The 13,656-nt window shown below is 71.6% G+C and carries 14 protein-coding genes; 3 read left to right on the top strand and 11 right to left on the bottom strand.

Annotated features, from left to right (window positions below; translation table 11 throughout):
* Window positions 1-25: 25 nt before the first annotated feature.
* The 4 genes from ACZ4VK_RS31005 to ACZ4VK_RS31020 form a co-directional block, all read right to left on the bottom strand.
* Window positions 26-1,177 carry a hypothetical protein gene (locus ACZ4VK_RS31005; protein WP_468359298.1) on the bottom strand — a complete coding sequence of 384 codons (1,152 nt, stop codon included), beginning with the start codon at window positions 1,175-1,177 and terminating at the stop codon, window positions 26-28.
* Window positions 1,159-1,887 carry an ABC transporter ATP-binding protein gene (locus ACZ4VK_RS31010; RefSeq protein WP_468359301.1) on the bottom strand — a complete coding sequence of 243 codons (729 nt, stop codon included), beginning with the start codon at window positions 1,885-1,887 and terminating at the stop codon, window positions 1,159-1,161. The genes ACZ4VK_RS31005 and ACZ4VK_RS31010 overlap by 19 nt, the downstream gene beginning before the upstream one ends.
* A 264-nt stretch (window positions 1,888-2,151) precedes the next feature.
* On the bottom strand, window positions 2,152-3,522 hold the full coding sequence (locus ACZ4VK_RS31015) for an aspartate aminotransferase family protein (protein ID WP_468359304.1): 1,371 nt from the start codon (window positions 3,520-3,522) through the stop codon (window positions 2,152-2,154).
* A gap of 2 nt (window positions 3,523-3,524) precedes the next feature.
* Window positions 3,525-4,031, bottom strand: a complete 507-nt coding sequence (locus tag ACZ4VK_RS31020; RefSeq protein ID WP_468359307.1) for an Lrp/AsnC family transcriptional regulator — start codon at window positions 4,029-4,031, stop codon at window positions 3,525-3,527.
* A gap of 190 nt (window positions 4,032-4,221) precedes the next feature.
* Here ACZ4VK_RS31020 and ACZ4VK_RS31025 point away from each other — a divergent pair, with 190 nt between their 5' ends.
* Together ACZ4VK_RS31025 and ACZ4VK_RS31030 are read left to right on the top strand one after the other, a co-directional pair.
* Complete coding sequence (locus ACZ4VK_RS31025) at window positions 4,222-5,658, top strand: gamma-aminobutyraldehyde dehydrogenase (RefSeq protein WP_468359310.1); 1,437 nt, start codon at window positions 4,222-4,224, stop codon at window positions 5,656-5,658.
* Between the two features lie 111 nt (window positions 5,659-5,769).
* The gene (locus tag ACZ4VK_RS31030) at window positions 5,770-6,330 is read left to right on the top strand and encodes a hypothetical protein (RefSeq protein ID WP_468359313.1); all 561 of its coding nucleotides are present in this window, start codon (window positions 5,770-5,772) and stop codon (window positions 6,328-6,330) included.
* Here ACZ4VK_RS31030 and ACZ4VK_RS31035 read toward each other — a convergent pair.
* The 6 genes from ACZ4VK_RS31035 to ACZ4VK_RS31060 form a co-directional block, all read right to left on the bottom strand.
* Entirely contained in the window at window positions 6,327-7,493 is a 1,167-nt protein-coding gene (locus tag ACZ4VK_RS31035; protein WP_468359316.1) for a serine hydrolase domain-containing protein, read from the bottom strand. The two genes, ACZ4VK_RS31030 and ACZ4VK_RS31035, sit on opposite strands and share 4 nt — an antisense overlap.
* A gap of 96 nt (window positions 7,494-7,589) precedes the next feature.
* The gene (locus ACZ4VK_RS31040) at window positions 7,590-8,297 is read right to left on the bottom strand and encodes a response regulator transcription factor (protein ID WP_468359318.1); all 708 of its coding nucleotides are present in this window, start codon (window positions 8,295-8,297) and stop codon (window positions 7,590-7,592) included.
* Window positions 8,294-9,451, bottom strand: a complete 1,158-nt coding sequence (locus ACZ4VK_RS31045; protein ID WP_468359321.1) for a sensor histidine kinase — start codon at window positions 9,449-9,451, stop codon at window positions 8,294-8,296. The genes ACZ4VK_RS31040 and ACZ4VK_RS31045 overlap by 4 nt, the downstream gene beginning before the upstream one ends.
* On the bottom strand, window positions 9,451-10,236 hold the full coding sequence (locus tag ACZ4VK_RS31050; RefSeq protein WP_468359324.1) for an SAM-dependent methyltransferase: 786 nt from the start codon (window positions 10,234-10,236) through the stop codon (window positions 9,451-9,453). Before ACZ4VK_RS31050 ends, ACZ4VK_RS31045 begins: the two co-directional genes overlap by 1 nt.
* Window positions 10,233-11,027 carry a glycerophosphodiester phosphodiesterase gene (locus tag ACZ4VK_RS31055; RefSeq protein WP_468359327.1) on the bottom strand — a complete coding sequence of 265 codons (795 nt, stop codon included), beginning with the start codon at window positions 11,025-11,027 and terminating at the stop codon, window positions 10,233-10,235. The genes ACZ4VK_RS31050 and ACZ4VK_RS31055 overlap by 4 nt, the downstream gene beginning before the upstream one ends.
* Before the next feature lie 20 nt (window positions 11,028-11,047).
* On the bottom strand, window positions 11,048-12,079 hold the full coding sequence (locus ACZ4VK_RS31060; protein ID WP_468359330.1) for an adenosine deaminase: 1,032 nt from the start codon (window positions 12,077-12,079) through the stop codon (window positions 11,048-11,050).
* 75 nt (window positions 12,080-12,154) lie between these two features.
* Between ACZ4VK_RS31060 and ACZ4VK_RS31065 the strand changes: the two genes are divergently transcribed.
* Entirely contained in the window at window positions 12,155-12,829 is a 675-nt protein-coding gene (locus ACZ4VK_RS31065) for a DUF4190 domain-containing protein (RefSeq protein WP_468359332.1), read from the top strand.
* A 114-nt stretch (window positions 12,830-12,943) separates the two neighbouring features.
* Here ACZ4VK_RS31065 and ACZ4VK_RS31070 read toward each other — a convergent pair whose 3' ends face one another.
* Window positions 12,944-13,492: an NADAR family protein gene (locus tag ACZ4VK_RS31070; protein ID WP_468359335.1), complete on the bottom strand. Its 549-nt coding sequence runs from the start codon at window positions 13,490-13,492 to the stop codon at window positions 12,944-12,946.
* Between the last annotated feature and the right edge of the window lie 164 nt (window positions 13,493-13,656).

Here is a 13,656-nt window from a genome sequence, read left to right on the forward strand (position 1 = left end):
CGACGGGTCCGCGACGGGCAGGGGGTCAGCCGGTGAGCGGCAGCGCCGCGAGTTCCGCCACGGCCCACGTCAGCGGCAGGAAGACCGCGAGCAGGATGCCGGCGCGCATGAGGGCGGCCGTGCGGAGGACCGCCGGCGGGGCGCCGATGCGGAGGAGGGCCTCGGTGGTGTGGGCGCGGCTCTGCTTGGACTCCAGGGCCGCGGTCAGCAGGGTGGCGGTGGTGCAGGCCAGGACGAGGGTGGCGCCCAGGCCGGTCAGGGGACCGAAGGAGCCGGAGTCCGTGCCCGTCCGGTGCAGTGCCGCCGCGGCGAGCGTTCCGGAGAGCACCGCGCACACGACGCCGAGGGGCCGGCCGATACGTCGGGACTCGTCCATCAGGACACGGCCGGCGAGCAGCCGGGTGGCGCCCGGCCTGACCGCCTGGAGGAGACGCCCGCAGCCGTGGACGACGCCGGGGCCGGCCATCGCGAGGCCGACCGCCGTGAGGACCCAGCCCGCCAGGACGCCCGCCGGGTTGCCGTCGAAGCGGCCCGGCAGCGGGAGCCCGCCGCCGCCTCCGCCGTGCCCCGCGTACGTCTCGATCGCCAGGCCGACCGCGACCAGGGCGACGCCCCACGGAAGCCCGGACGGCACGGCCCGCTCCGCGCCCTCGGCCCCGGGGGGCGCGGAGCGGGGGCGCAGCGCGAGGCCCGCTGCCACGGCGGCGGAGACGGGCAGCACCGCGAGCAGGGTGAGGGCCGCCGCGAGCGGGATCGGCTGGTCGGCGGCGAGGAGTTCCGCGGCGGCGCCGTCGAAGGGCAGCCCGGTGATGTCGCCGCGCAGGTGCAGGTAGAACAGCAGCGCGACCATGGAGCCGAGGGTGCAGGCGACCGCGGTCGAGGCGGCGGCGATGGCCGTGAGACGTGCGGGACCGAGGCCGACCGCGGAGAGCCCCGGCCGGGGGCGGGTGCTGGGGTCGGTGCGGGCCACGGCGACCGCGAACTGGACGGTCGCGGCGAGCGGCAGGGCGCACCAGAGCAGTCGTAGGACGGACGCCGAGGAGCGCTCCGGGTGACCGACGGCGTATCCCAGGGTGCAGAGCAGGAGGAAGCCCACCCCCGCGGCCGCGGCGGCGACGAGGAGCCGGCGGGTCAGGACGAGGGGGTGGGCCCCGCGGGCTAGACGGAGAGCGAGCACGCCGCGACGCCCTCCGCCCCTGATGCCGGGGGTACGGCGCTGACCCGGCGTCCGTCGAGGAGTGCGACCGTGCGGTCGGCGAGCGCCGCGACCTCGGCGTCGTGGGTGGCGAGGAGCACGGTGATGCCGTGGGAGCGGGCGGCGGCCGCGAGGGTGCGCAGGAGCTGGGAGCCGTCGGCGCGGTGCAGGGTGGCGGTGGGTTCGTCCGCGAACAGCACCGAGGGCGTGGTGACGAGGGCGCGGGCGGTGGCGATCCGCTGGCGCTGGGACTGGGTGAGGGCGTGCGGGCGCTTGCGCGCGCAGGCGCCGATGTCGAGGCGCTCCAGCCATTCCAGGGCGGTGGTCTTCGCGGCCCTGTGGGAGGCCCCGCGGAGCAGCAGGGGCAGGGCGGTGTTCTCCCAGCCGGTGAGCTCGGGGACGAGGCCGGGCTCGGGGTCGATCCAGCCGAAGCGGTCGCGCCGGAGCCGCTCGCGGTCGGCGGCGCCGAGGGTGTGCACGGGCCCGCTGTTGAACCAGACCTCGCCCTGCTGGGCGAGGAGCTGGCCGGACAGGCACCGCATGAGGGTGGTCTTGCCGCTGCCGCGCGGGCCCACGAGGGCGAGGATCTCGCCTTCGCGGACGCCGAGGGAGACGCCGCTGAGCGCGTCCGAACCGCCCAGGGCGCAGTGCAGGGAACGCGCCCAGAGCACGTCGTTGTCCGGTGGGGCCATCGCGTACACCTCGATGTCGGATCCGATCTGTGTTCCCCCGTGCGGGGGAACGAAGAGACGGGCCTGTCGGTCACTGGCTCCGTGAGGATCCAGGGCACGGCCAGGGATGCACCGTAAGGATTCAGATCCGCTTGTACGGACAGCACACGGCCCGGGCCGCCGCCATCCACTCGGATGGCGGCATGCCCGGGCCGGTAGTCACGCCGTGAGGGCGGCGTGATGCTGGGGGGACCCGCTACAGCTCGGTCCTGCGCAGCCTGGTCCTTACAGCTTGGTCCACGCCTCGGTGAGCACCGAGCGCAGGATGCCTTCGATCTCGTCGAAGGTGCCCTGGTCGGCGATCAGCGGCGGGGCCAGCTGGATGACCGGGTCGCCACGGTCGTCGGCACGGCAGTACAGGCCGTTCTCGAACAGCGCCTTGGAGAGGAAGCCGTACAGGACGCGCTCGGTCTCCTCGTCCGTGAAGGACTCCTTGGTGACCTTGTCCTTGACGAGCTCGATGCCGTAGAAGAAGCCGTTGCCGCGGACGTCGCCGACGATCGGGAGGTCGTGCAGCTTCTTCAGGGTGTCGAAGAAGTTGCCCTCCTGGTCGAGGACGTGCTGGTTCAGGCCTTCCTTGTCGAAGATGTCGAGGTTGGCGATCGCGACCGCCGACGACACCGGGTGGCCACCGAAGGTGTAGCCGTGGAGGAAGGTGTTGTCGCCCTTGTAGAAGGGCTCCGCGATGCGGTCCGAGATGATGCAGGCACCGATCGGGGAGTAACCCGAGGTCATGCCCTTGGCGCAGGTGATCATGTCGGGCACGTAGCCGAACTTGTCACAGGCGAACATCGTGCCGAGGCGGCCGAAGGCGCAGATCGTCTCGTCGGAGACGAGCAGCACGTCGTACTGGTCGCAGATCTCGCGGACGCGCTGGAAGTAGCCGGGCGGCGGCGGGAAGCAGCCGCCGGCGTTCTGCACCGGCTCCAGGAAGACGGCGGCGACGGTGTCGGCGCCCTCGAAGAGGATCTCCTGCTCGATCTGGTCGGCGGCCCAGCGGCCGAAGGCCTCGGGGTCGTCGCCGTGGATCGGGGCGCGGTAGATGTTGGTGTTCGGCACCTTGTGCGCGCCGGGGACCAGCGGCTCGAAGGGGGCCTTCAGGGCCGGCAGGCCGGTGATGGACAGGGCGCCCTGCGGGGTGCCGTGGTAGGCGACCGCACGCGAGATGACCTTGTACTTGGTGTGCTTGCCCTGCAGCTTGAAGTACTGCTTGGCGAGCTTCCACGCGGTCTCGACGGCCTCGCCGCCACCGGTGGTGAAGAACACCTTGTTGAGGTCGCCCGGCGCGTAGTCCGCGAGACGCTCGGCGAGCTCGACGGCCTTGGGGTGCGCGTACGACCACACGGGGAAGAACGCGAGTTCCTTGGCCTGCTTGTACGCGACCTCGGCCAGCTCCTCGCGGCCGTGTCCGGCGTTGACGACGAAGAGACCCGCGAGACCGTCGAGGTAGCGCTTTCCCTTGTCGTCGAAGATGTAGGTGCCCTCACCACGCACGATGGTGGGAACGGGCGAGTTCTCGTACGACGACATGCGGGTGAAGTGCATCCACAGGTGGTCGTAGGCGGACTTTGACAGGTCGCTTCGGGACTGGGTCACGATTATCGAGTTCCCCACATATAGGTCTGCTTCTTGAGCTTGAGGTAGACGAAGCTCTCGGTGGAGCGCACGCCGGGGAGGGTGCGGATCCGCTTGTTGATCACATCAAGGAGGTGGTCGTCGTCCTCGCAGACGACCTCCACCATCAGGTCGAACGAGCCCGCGGTCATCACCACGTACTCGCATTCGGCCATGGCCGTCAGGGCCTCCGCGACCGGATCGAGGTCGCCCTCGACGTTGATGCCGACCATCGCCTGCCGTCGGAAGCCCACGGTGAGCGGGTCGGTGACGGCGACGATCTGCATGACGCCCTGGTCGAGCAGCTTCTGGACGCGCTGCCGCACGGCGGCTTCGGAGAGGCCGACGGCCTTGCCTATCGCCGCGTAGGGACGGCGACCGTCTTCCTGGAGCTGTTCGATGATCGCCAGCGAGACGGCGTCGATCGTCGGGGACGAACCAGTTCCGGTTCTTGAGTGGTTGCTTTGACTTGCCACGCCTTCACTGTGCACCGAGATTGTCCGTCGTGCAACCCCGGAGCGATGTAATTCGTTGCGAGCGGCCCTCAATCTCACTGAATCCGAAGTTGAGGGGGGTCGGGGCTGTTGAAAGCGTCAGTGGAGCGACTACCCTGAGGTGTCTCGCCCATCGGGACACCGCACAAGGACGTGCGACGACAGAACGTGACAGGAGGGGTGGCAAGTGACCACCGAGCTGCGCCGGCTGCGTAACTACATCAACGGGGAGTTCCGCGACGCGGCCGACGGCCGCACCATCGACGTGGTCAACCCGGCCACCGGCGAGGTGTACGCGACCTCCCCGCTTTCCGGGCAGGCCGACGTCGACGCCGCCATGGAGGCCGCCGCGGCCGCCTTCCCCGCCTGGCGTGACAGCACGCCGGCCGAGCGCCAGAGGGTACTGCTGAAGATCGCGGACGCCTTCGAGGAGCGCGCCGCGGACCTGATCGCCGCCGAGGTCCAGAACACCGGCAAGCCCGTCGCCCTCACCGCGAGTGAGGAGATCCCGCCGATGGTGGACCAGATCCGCTTCTTCGCCGGTGCCGCCCGGATGCTCGAAGGCCGCTCGGCCGGCGAGTACATGGAGGGCATGACCTCCATCGTCCGCCGCGAGCCCGTGGGCGTCTGCGCCCAGGTCGCGCCGTGGAACTACCCGATGATGATGGCCGTCTGGAAGTTCGCCCCGGCGCTCGCCGCAGGCAACACCGTCGTCCTCAAGCCCTCGGACACGACCCCCGCGTCGACCGTCCTGATGGCGGAGATCATCGGTCAGATCGTCCCCAAGGGCGTCTTCAACGTCGTCTGCGGCGACCGCGAGACCGGCAAGGCGATGGTCGAGCACCCGACCCCGGCGATGGCCTCCATCACCGGTTCCGTCCGCGCCGGCATGCAGGTCGCCGAGTCGGCGGCCAAGGACGTCAAGCGCGTCCACCTGGAGCTGGGCGGCAAGGCTCCCGTCCTGGTCTTCGAGGACACCGACATCGAGAAGGCCGTCGAGGACATCTCCGTCGCCGGCTTCTTCAACGCGGGCCAGGACTGCACCGCCGCCACCCGCGTCCTCGTGCACGAGTCGATCCACGACGAGTTCGTCGCCGCCCTCGCCAAGGCCGCCGCCGAGACGAAGACCGGTCAGCCGGACGACGAGGACGTGCTGTACGGCCCGCTCAACAACGCCAACCAGCTGAAGCAGGTCAGCGGCTTCATCGACCGCCTCCCGGCCCACGCCAAGGTCCAGGCCGGCGGTCACCGCGTCGGCGACAAGGGCTACTTCTACGCCCCGACCGTCGTCTCCGGCCTCAACCAGGACGACGAGATCGTGCAGAACGAGGTCTTCGGCCCGGTCATCACCGTCCAGTCCTTCACGGACGAGGCCCAGGCCCTGGAGTTCGCGAACGGCGTCGAGTACGCCCTCGCCTCCTCCGTCTGGACCAAGGACCACGCGCGCGCGATGCGCATGTCCAAGGCGCTCGACTTCGGCTGTGTGTGGATCAACACCCACATCCCGCTCGTCGCCGAGATGCCCCACGGCGGCTACAAGAAGTCCGGCTACGGCAAGGACCTCTCCGCCTACGGCTTCGAGGACTACACGCGCATCAAGCACGTCATGACCTCCCTGGGCTGACCCCCTCGGTTCCTCACGCGGCCCCGGCACCTTGATCGACAGGGTGCCGGGGCCGTTTTTTGCCCACGTTCGCGTTTTGAACACGTTCATAAAGAGGCGTACGCTGCGGTCATGAGCGACACGAACGGGCCGAGAGCCCTTCTCAAGCGCATCCGCGTCTGGCTGATCGTCTTCGTCGTCTGTCTGGTCCTGAGCGGTGTCACCGCCTTTCCGCTCGTCACCGAACTCCGTTACCTCGACGCCTCGCTCGACGGCTGGGCCGCGCCCGTCGCCGAGCTCCTGCCGGGGCTCGCCGAGTGGATCGACCGCGTCCGCGGCGGTCTCGAGACCGCCGACGAGCAGGCGCCGTACCTGCTCTACGGCACCGACTGGCTGGCCTTCGCCCACCTCGTCATCGCCGTCGCCTTCTACGGCGTCTACCGCGACCCCGTCCGCAACATCTGGGTCGTCGAATTCGGCATGATCGCCTGCGTCGGCATCATCCCGCTCGCCCTGATCAGCGGACCCGTCCGGGACATCCCCTTCTGGTGGTCCGTCATCGACATGTCCTTCGGCGTCATCGGGATCCTGCCGCTGCTCCACGTACGCCGGCTGATCAAGCGGCTTGAGACGGCGGCGGCCGCGGAGCCCGTGACCGTCCAGTCCGTGACCGCCTGGTCCGGGACCGTCTAGTCCGGGAGGCCGTAGGCCGCCACCATGATGGTCAGGGCCGTCCTGTTCATGTCCTGGCCCTTCGCGTCCGTCGCGTTCACGCTGTAGACGAGGGTGCGTGCGCCGTCGCGGGTCGAGGCCACGGCCGCGTTGTACCCCCAGCGGCCGCCCGTCTTGCCCCACACCTCGCGTCCGCCGAGCCGCTTCATCGACAGGCCCGCGGCGTACGCGGCCGGGGCGCCGGTCTTCGCGTCCGGCACCTTCGGCAGGGTGAACATCTCCTCGAGGAGCGGCCCGCGCACCACCCGGCCCGCGAACAGCTCCCGGGTGAACCGCTCCAGGTCGGCCGTGGTCGACACCAGGTCGCCGGCCGCCCAGCCGTCCGTCGTCCGCCACACCGAGACGTCGCGCAGCCCGGTCGTCCCGTCGTCGAGCCGCATCGTCTGGTAGCCGTGGTTGTACGGCCCGGTGATCTCGGCGGCCGTGCCCGGAAGGTACGTGTCCCGGAGGCCGAGCGGGCGCAGGATCCGGCGCTCCACCTGGTGCTCGAAGGAGTCGCCCGTCACCCGCTCCACGATCAGTCCGGCGATCGTGTAGCCGATGTTGAGGTAGTGCTGCTCGGTGCCCGGGCGGAACTCGCGCGGCTTCGCTGTCGCCGAGCGGACCATGTCCCGCGGGTCGTGGACGTCGAAGCGGTGCGCGTACCACTCCTCCACCGTCTCGCCCGCGAAGTCGGGGGCCGGGATGCCATGGGTGTGGTTCAGGAGCTGCCGCACGGTCACCGTCGCGTACCGGCCGGGGATGAGCTCCGGCAGATACGAGCGGGCCGTGCGGTCCAGGTCGATGCGGCCCTCGGTGGCGAGCTGGAGGACGGTCGCCGCCGTGAACACCTTCGTCACCGAACCGGCCCTGAAGCGGCCTGCCGGGTCCGCCGGCGCCTTCGTCTCCAGGTCGTGGACGCCCGAACTGCCCTGCCAGGAACCCTCGGTGCCGCCGATCCGGACGAGTGCGGCCGTCGCGTCGGCGCGGGGGAGACCCGCGATCACTGTGCTCAGATCAGGGGCCGACGTCCGGGACACGGCCGTCGACGCCGGGGCCCCCGCGAAGGCCGGGGTCAGTACCGGCCCCGCTGCGACGCCCAGGACCAGGGCCGCGGCGAGCAGGGTGCGGGTGGAATGCCTCATGGTCAACTCCGGTGGTGTGAGCCCTCGTTCTCGTTGGCTCCATCCTGCTGACCAGGGGCGATCCGCGGATCGCCCGCACCGGCGGTCTTCCGCCGGTCAGTTCCTCCCCGGCACGGGGGATCCGCCTCCCCCGGGCGGGGGAGACCCCGCGGCGACCAGACCCGTCTCGTACGCGCAGATCACCGCCTGGATCCGGTCGCGCAGGCCCAGCTTGGCGAGCACATTGCCCACGTGGGTCTTCACCGTGTGGTCGCTGACCACCAGCTCCGCCGCGATCTCCGCGTTGGACAGACCCCGCGCGAGCAGCAGCAGCGTCTCCCGCTCCCGGCCCGTCAGGACGTCGAGCCGCGGGTCCGGGCCCACGGCGGTCCGGCGCGGGCCGCCCGCCGTGTACTGCTCCACCAGCCGCCGGGCCACCGACGGCGCGAGCAGCGAGTCGCCCGCCGCCACCACCCGTACCGCGTGCACCAGGTCGTCCCGCCGCACGTCCTTCAGGAGGAAGCCGCTCGCGCCCGCGTGCAGCGCCTCGTACACGTACGCGTCGGTGTCGAAGGTCGTCAGGATCACCGTCCGGCAGCCGGACCCCAGGGCGCTGATCGCCCGGCAGGCCTCGATGCCGTCCGTCCCGGGCATCCGGATGTCGAGCAGCGCCACGTCCGGCGCGAGCCGGCGCACCGCGTCGACGGCCTCCGCCCCGTCCCCGGCCTCCGCCACCACCTCGATGCCCGGCTGCGCGTCGAGGATCATCGCGAAGCCGCTGCGGACCAGTTCCTGGTCGTCCGCGACCACCACCCGGATCGTCATGTCCCCACCTCCGTCGTGGAGGGTACGGGGAGCAGCACCCGCACCTCGAACCCGCGGCCGCCCGGTCCCGGGCCCGTGGCCGCCGTCCCGCCGTGCGCGGCTGCCCGCTCCCGGATGCCGACGAGGCCGTGGCCGCCCGAGCCGCCCTGCGGGCCGCGCCCGTCGTCGGTCACGGTGACGCGCAGGACGTCGTCGGCCCGGGCGAGCCGGACCTCGACCGCGCGGGCGTCCGCGTGCTTGACGACGTTCGTCAGCGCCTCCTGCACGATCCGGTAGACGTGCGCGCCGGTCGTCGCCGGCAGGGCCCGTACGCCGCCCTCCGTCGTGTACGCGACGGCGAGACCGCTGCTCCTGACCCGCTCCACGAGCGCGGGAAGACCGGCGAGGTCCGGCTGCGGCTCCCGGGGCGAGGCGCTCTCGGAGCCCTCGCGCAGCAGCCCCAGCATCTGCCGCAGCTGGTTCATCGCCTCGCGGCCGGTCTCCGAGATCGCCTCGAACGCGGCCTCGGCGCGCTCGGGGGCGGCCCGTACCGCCACCGGCCCCGCCTCCGCCTGCACGATCATCAGGCTCACCGCGTGGGACAGGATGTCGTGCATCTCCCGCGCGATCCTGGCCCGTTCACGCGCGGCGGCCCGCTCGGCGTCGACCCGGTGGGCCCGCTGCCGGGCGTCCTGGAGCCGGCCGAAGACATACGAGGCGGCGAACACGAAGAGCGAGAACGTCAGTTCACGCGCCGACCGCGTGTTGAGCCACACCGAGACCGGCACCGCGACCACCAGGAGGCCCGCCGCCGTGAGCCGCTTCCACGGCGGCGAGAGGAGCGCGATCGTGTAGACGATGACGAGCCCGGTGTACGGCAGCGGCTGCCCCGGCCCGTCCACGGCCAGCTTGTACAGCGCGCTCGCCGCCACGATCGCGAGGAGGACGGCGAAGGGCGCGCGCCGCCGCCAGACCAGCGGCAGCACGGTGAGCGTCGTGAGTCCGTACGCGGCCCAGGTCGCCGGCTCGAGCCCGGGCGGTCGCGGCACCACGAACGGCATGGTCATCGCCGCCTGCACGAGCAGCGCGATCCCCAGGTCCACCGCCCACGGGTTCGCCGCGCCCCAGGTCCGCGCCCGCTCCCACCGGCCGCGCAGCTCCCCCCGTATGCCCACTACGGCTTGCGGCCCACGGCGCCGAACTGCGCGACGGTGTACGCCTCCGAGGCGGCGTGGCGCCAGCGCGCGCAGGAGACGATGCCGGGTTCCAGGACGTCGAGGCCGTCGAGGAAGGAGGCGAAGTCGGCGCGGTCGCGGGCGGTGATCGGCGGTGTCGCGTTCTCGTTCCAGAAGGCCATCGCGGCCTTGTTGCCCTCGCCGCCGAGCTCCGGCTCCAGAGTGGGATGCGTAAGGACCAGGAAGCTGCCGGAGGGGACGGCGTCCATCAGGGTCCGCACGATCGACCGGGCCTCGTCGGTGTCGAGGACGAAGTTGAGGATGCCGAGCATCATCACCGCGACCGGACGGGAGAGGTCGAGCGTCGCCCCGGCGGCCGCCAGGATCCGCTCCGGGTCGTGGGCGTCGGCGTCCACGTACTCGGTGACGCCCTCCGGCGCGCTCGTCAGGAGCGCACGGGCGTGGGTGAGGACGATCGGGTCGTTGTCGACGTAGACGATCCGGGCGTCGGGGGCGACCCGCTGGGCCACCTCATGGGTGTTGTCGGCGGTCGGCAGGCCCGTACCGATGTCGAGGAACTGCCGTACGCCGGCCTCGGCGGCCAGATGGGTCACCGCGCGCCCGAGGAACGCCCGGTCGGCGCGCGCCACTTCGCCGATGCTCGGGTAGAAGGCGGTGACCTGGTCGCCGACGGCGCGGTCCACCGGGTAGTTGTCCTTGCCGCCCAGCCAGTAGTTCCACACGCGGGCGTTGTGGGCGATGTCGGTCCGGATCCGGTCGTTCACGCGCGGGCCTTTCGCAGGACGTCGGCGAGTGTGTCGACCCGGTTCGTGGTGACGGAGTCGACCCCGTTCATGATCAGCTTACGCATGGTGCGGGTCGTGTCCGCCGTCCAGGCCGAGACGAGCAGCCCGTCCCGGTGCACCCGCTCGGTCAGCTCCCGACTGACCAGGCCGAAGCGGTAGTTGAGCCACCGCGGCCGTACCGCGTCGAGCAGCACCGGCCGGGGCGGTGCGAGCGAGGTCCACGTCAGGGCGATCTCGGCGGCCGGGTCCGCGGCGCGCACCTGGAGCATGGCGACGGCCCCGGCGCAGTAGTACACCCGCTCCCCGGCGCCGCACTCACGGACCGTGCCCACGATGGTGCGGACCGAGTTCTCGTCGCCGCCCGGCAGGTCCAGCATCAGACGGCGTTCCCCGGCGGTGAGCAGCGCCTCGCGCAGGGTCGGCACGCCGCCGTACGTCAGCTCGCGGACCTGCTCGTACGTGAGCGAGGCGAGCGGCCGGTCGTGGCGCCAGAGGCGCTTGAGCGTGTCGTCGTGGAGGAGGACGGGCACCCCGTCCTTCGTCAGCCGGACGTCGACCTCGACCGCGCCCGCCCCCCGCTCGATCGCCGAGCCGATCGAGCGGAGGGTGTTCTCGCGGACGCGGTACGGGTCGCCACGATGGCCCACGACGAGGACGGGCGGCCGCCCCGACGCTTCCCGGGCCTCCTTGGTTTCCCAAGCTTCCCGGGCTCCCCAGGCCTCCCCGGCTTCCCGGGCGGCGGTCGGGTCCATGGCGGTGTCGGAGTCCATGGCCCCCATTCTCGTCGCCGTCAGCGTCCGAGCCAGTCGTCGGTGTACGCGTCGATCTCGGCGGCGATCCGGGCCTTGCCGGGCGCGTCGAGGAACGAGGCCTCCACCGCGTTCTTCGCGAGGGCGGCGACACCGCGCTCGTCGAGGCCGAGGAGCCGGGCCGCGACCGCGTACTCGGTGTTGAGGTCCGTGCCGAACATCGGCGGGTCGTCGCTGTTGACCGTGACGAGGACGCCTGCGTCCACCATCCGCCGGATCGGGTGTTCGTCCAGGGTGGCGACGGCGCGCGTGGCGATGTTCGAGGTCGGGCAGACCTCCAGGGCGATGCGGTGCTCCGCCAGGTACGCCAGGAGCGCCGGGTCCTGGACCGAGCTGGTGCCGTGGCCGATGCGCTCGGCGCCCAGGTCGCGGATCGCGTCCCAGACCGTCTGCGGGCCGGTCGTCTCGCCCGCGTGCGGGACGGAGTGCAGACCGGCCGCCCGCGCCCGGTCGAAGAACGGCTTGAACTGCGGGCGCGGCACACCGATCTCCGGGCCGCCGAGACCGAAGGAGACGAGGCCCTCGGGGCGTAGGCCGTCGGTCGTGGCGAGGCGCGCGGTCTCCTCGGCGGAGACCAGGCCGGCCTCGCCCGGGATGTCGAAGCACCAGCGGAGGACCGTGCCGAACTCGGCCTCGGCGGACTTGCGGGCGTCCTCGATCGCCGCCATGAAGGCACGCTCGTCGATGCCGCGACGGGTCGAGGAGTAGGGGGTGATGGTCAGCTCGGCGTACCGGATGTTCTGCCGGGCCATGTCACGGGCGATCTCGAAGGTGAGCAGCCGGACGTCCTCGGGGGTGCGGACCAGGTCGACGACCGACAGGTAGACGTCGATGAAGTGCGCGAAGTCCGTGAACGTGAAGTAGTCGGTCAGCGCCTCCGGGTCCGTGGGGACCTTGGAGTCGGGGTGCCGGGCCGCCAGTTCGGCGACGATACGGGGCGAGGCGGAGCCCACGTGGTGGACGTGCAGCTCGGCCTTGGGCAGGCCCGCGATGAAGGGATGGAGGTCGGTCATCGGATCATCGTAGGCCGGGCGGTTCCCCCCGAGGGGTGAGGCCTTAGCATGGCGGGACCATGATGGGGGAGGCCCATGTCTGACAACCGAGACCAGTCGCGGGACGGGTACGACCCGACGGACCCGTGGGCTCCGCCGAACCGCGACGGGGTGGAACTGAGCAAGCCGGTGACGCCGTCGCCGGTGCACGACCAGCAGACCGTCACGTCCATGCCACTGACGCCCGACACCGGCGCGGTTCCGCCGCCGCCGGTGGCGCCCGGCGGCCCCGCGGCCACGCCCGGCGCGTACGGCTACCCGGCGGGGGGCACGTCCGGCGGGTACGGCTACCCGACGGCGCCGACGCCGCCGGTCACCGCGGCGTCCTCCGGGTACGGCTACCCCGGATACCCGTCGTCGTACGGAAGCCAGCCCGGCTGGCAGCAGGCCCCGTCCAACGGCATGGGGACGGCCTCGATGGTGCTCGGCATCATCGCGGTGGCGGGCTTCTGCCTGTACGGCCTGGGAGTGATCCTCGGCGTCCTGGCGCTGATCTTCGGCATCATCGGCCTGAAGAAGGCGGGCCGGGGCGAGGCGACCAACCGGGGCATGGCGCTCGCGGGCGTCATCCTCGGCGCCATCGGCACCCTGGTCAGCGCCGTCTTCCTGGGCTTCGTCATCTGGGCGGTGGCACAGGAGTCCTCGTCCTACGACTCGGGGGCCGACGAGGACCCGTTCGCGTCGAGCCTGGTGGTCGAGAGCGACCGCTGAGACCGCACGCCCCAGAGGGCCCCGCACCGGAACCGGTGCGGGGCCCTCCGCGTCTCACGCCCTCGCGGCTCACACGCGGGCCTCCGTGTCTCCCGCGCGGGGTCCCTCCGCTTCTCACGCGCCCCGCAGCCGCTCCCGCGCCTCCATGAGCGCGAAGCCCAGGAGGTTCAGGCCGCGCCACCGGGACGGGTCGTGGGCGCCGGAGTCGTCGGCCGCGAGGCCGATCCCCCAGACGCGGTCCAGGGGGCTCGCCTCCACCAGGACGCGGGTGCCGGTGCCCAGGAGGTACGCGCGCAGGGCCTCGTCCGAGGAGAACTTGTGGACGCTGCCCTCCACGACGATCCCGAAGCGCTCCCGCTCCCACACCGTCCCGTCGAAGTCCCTCACCAGCCGCCCGGCCTTCTTGGCCTCGGCGGGGGTACGGGCGGTCAGCGCGGCCCGCTCGGCCTCCGCGTCCCCGAAGAGGCGGGCCTTGGCGGCCATCATCCAGTGCTCCGCCGTCGCGTAGGAGACGCCGTCGACCACGAAGGGCGCGGGCCACCACTGGCTCAGACAGCTCGCGGAGAGCTGTCCCCCGGGGTGCGGACGGTGGCCCCAGAAGTGCAGCCACTTCACCTTGTCACCCCTGTTGACCTGCTGCGTCAGCTCCTCGATCTTGTTCATGCACGCGAGTCTGGCAGCCGCCACGGACACTCCGTACGGAGATATTCGGGGCGTCTCGACACATGGTCGACCGATTCCGTCGCGTAACCAAAAGGCAACAACGGAATCCCTTGTTGGCATGCCGTCCCTCTGTCAGGATCGGCACTCAATTCGAGCTGGAACAA

Source organism: Streptomyces sp. NPDC028711 (assembly GCF_055565415.1).

Excerpts from the sequence above, each read along its gene's own strand:
- ACZ4VK_RS31010 (WP_468359301.1), bottom strand. The coding sequence starts at position 1,887 with ATGGCCCCACCGGACAACGACGTGCTCTGGGCGCGTTCCCTGCACTGC.
- ACZ4VK_RS31030 (WP_468359313.1), top strand. The coding sequence starts at position 5,770 with ATGAGCGACACGAACGGGCCGAGAGCCCTTCTCAAGCGCATCCGCGTC.
- ACZ4VK_RS31035 (WP_468359316.1), bottom strand. The coding sequence starts at position 7,493 with ATGAGGCATTCCACCCGCACCCTGCTCGCCGCGGCCCTGGTCCTGGGC.
- ACZ4VK_RS31040 (WP_468359318.1), bottom strand. The coding sequence starts at position 8,297 with ATGACGATCCGGGTGGTGGTCGCGGACGACCAGGAACTGGTCCGCAGC.
- ACZ4VK_RS31055 (WP_468359327.1), bottom strand. The coding sequence starts at position 11,027 with ATGGACTCCGACACCGCCATGGACCCGACCGCCGCCCGGGAAGCCGGG.
- ACZ4VK_RS31060 (WP_468359330.1), bottom strand. The coding sequence starts at position 12,079 with ATGACCGACCTCCATCCCTTCATCGCGGGCCTGCCCAAGGCCGAGCTG.
- ACZ4VK_RS31065 (WP_468359332.1), top strand. The coding sequence starts at position 12,155 with ATGTCTGACAACCGAGACCAGTCGCGGGACGGGTACGACCCGACGGAC.
- ACZ4VK_RS31070 (WP_468359335.1), bottom strand. The coding sequence starts at position 13,492 with ATGAACAAGATCGAGGAGCTGACGCAGCAGGTCAACAGGGGTGACAAG.